This is a genomic window from Paenarthrobacter histidinolovorans, assembly GCF_014647595.1.
In the GTDB taxonomy this organism is placed as follows: Bacteria; Actinomycetota; Actinomycetes; order Actinomycetales; family Micrococcaceae; genus Arthrobacter; species Arthrobacter histidinolovorans.
Window position 1 is genome coordinate 1 of sequence record NZ_BMPM01000020.1, and the last position, 1,968, is coordinate 1,968.

The window sequence follows — 1,968 nt, forward strand, 5'->3', positions numbered from 1 at the left end:
CACACACAAAACACTGCACGCGTCCACTATGTGGTTCCCGAACAACAACCATTGTTCCCAGGAACCAACACATAACTACATAACAACCAAGCACCACAGTTGTAACCCAAAACTTCCCACCCGGAAAACAGCCCAGCACACCACTGGGAACCACCCGGGACGGGTAACAGAGTTACGGCGGTCATAGCGTGGGGGAAACGCCCGGTCCCATTCCGAACCCGGAAGCTAAGACCCACAGCGCCGATGGTACTGCACCCGGGAGGGTGTGGGAGAGTAGGACACCGCCGGACAACCATTAGCAAGAGCCCCGACCCCCCAAAGGGTCGGGGCTCTTGCCATTTAACAAACCACCTCACACAGCCACGACATCACCTCGAGCCAGGGCGAAGGGCAGCCGGTCGAAGATGATACGGATCTGGACGATGTGATCATTCTCAATCCGATACAGTTCCGCAGCCGGGGCGCTCGACACAGACCGATTGGCCGTGTCGTACATGATCAGTGCTTGGTGGTCAGCGCCGTATGCGGCCAGAAGTGTGGATGCCGTGAGCGAGTCAGCGAACGGCTTCATGAATGACCTAACGGCATCCTTTCCCTCCATGGTCCCGGAGGGTGCGTGGCAGAGAATATCCCCGGCCAAGTGCTCTTCCGCACTGTCCCAATCTCCGGTGGTCCATGCGCGATGGTACGCGACTGCGATTTCGATGACCTTTGTCTCTTCTTCTGACATTGTTCGGTTCCTTTCATCGGATGTTGCACGCTTTTAGACACCGGAACCAGGCCCATCGGAACGCTTCAGCGGTAAGTGCCAAGATGGGGTGGTGACGTCCAGGGATTTGGAGGCTGCCAAGGCCGGCGATGAGTCGGCCTTCGCGTCCTTGATTGCGCCGTTTCGTCGGGAACTTCATGTGCACTGTTACCGGATCATCGGGTCAGTTGACGATGCGGACGACCTCCTGCAGGAGGTGCTGCTCGCTGCCTGGCAAGGCCTGCCTGGTTTCGAAGGCCGCTCGTCCTTACGCGCCTGGCTGTATCGGATCGCCACTACACGTTCGCTCAACATGCGGAGGGACCAAGGCCGCCGTCCGCGTCTGGCGCCTCCGCCACCCTTCGATCCGCCGTCTCCGAATGACCGCTTCGAGCTGGCGTACCTGCAGCCGTACCCCGATGTTCTGCTCAGCGAGCTGGATCCGGCCGCTCAATTGGTGGCGCGGGAGAGCATCGAGCTCGGCTTTGTTGTGGCACTGCAACGGATGCCACCGCGGCAGGCGGCTGTACTGATCCTCTGTGATGTCCTGGCGTTCACGCTCACTGAGACGGCGGCGATGCTCTCCATCAGTTCGACGGCGGCCAAGGGGCTTCTTCAGCGTGCCCGCTCCTCCCGGCCCGCGTTTGAAGCGCCGGGAAAGGAAACTGATCACCAAGACTTGGCCAGGAAGTTTGCCGAGGCCTTCTCGCGGGATGATGTGGATGCTGTCCTTGCGCTCCTCACGGATGAGTGTTGGCTGGCCATGCCTCCTGCCGTGGAAAGCTACGTTGGGCGGGAGGCGGTGGCGTCCTTCCTTCGCGCCAGTGCATCCGGACGCCCGGGTGGAAGCTACACGTTGCGCCCTGTGCAGGCAGGCGGCCGGCCGGCGTTCGTCTGCTATCTGCAGGGGCGGGCCCGGGGGCTTCTGGTGATCGAGCCTTCCCGTGATGGACTCAGGATTCAGTCCATTCTGCGAGTCCTGGATGACGGGCTGCACCGCCATTTCGGTGCGCCGGCTGCGATGCCTTGATGCAGTGTCGGAACCGCTGCAAGCGGCGTGGTTGTGGGTGGGGTTCGGTGGTGGTTGTGGGGTTTTTGGGGGTTGGTGTGGGGGTGTGGGGTGGTGGATTTGCGTTGGGGTTGTGGGGCGTGTATTGTTTTTTGAGTCGCCGGGTGCGAAACGGAAAGCCGGAAGGTGTGTACGGTTCGGTAGGCGGCCA

At 61.1% G+C, this 1,968-nt stretch carries 2 protein-coding genes and 1 rRNA gene; 2 read left to right on the plus strand and 1 reads right to left on the minus strand.

The window, feature by feature from the left end; genetic code table 11:
* Nucleotides 1–173: 173 nt before the first annotated feature.
* Nucleotides 174–290: ribosomal RNA gene (rrf, locus tag IEY62_RS21585) — 5S ribosomal RNA — on the plus strand.
* 62 nt (nt 291–352) lie between these two features.
* On the opposite strand, the gene IEY62_RS21590 is transcribed toward rrf, so the two are convergent.
* A complete protein-coding gene (locus IEY62_RS21590; protein ID WP_189021455.1) occupies nt 353–730 on the minus strand; it encodes a nuclear transport factor 2 family protein in 378 nt (125 codons plus the stop codon).
* Nucleotides 731–821: 91 nt separating this feature from the next.
* Between IEY62_RS21590 and IEY62_RS21595 the strand changes: the two genes are divergently transcribed.
* Nucleotides 822–1,778 carry an RNA polymerase subunit sigma-70 gene (locus tag IEY62_RS21595; protein ID WP_189021456.1) on the plus strand — a complete coding sequence of 319 codons (957 nt, stop codon included), beginning with the start codon at nt 822–824 and terminating at the stop codon, nt 1,776–1,778.
* The last annotated feature ends 190 nt before the right edge of the window (nt 1,779–1,968 follow it).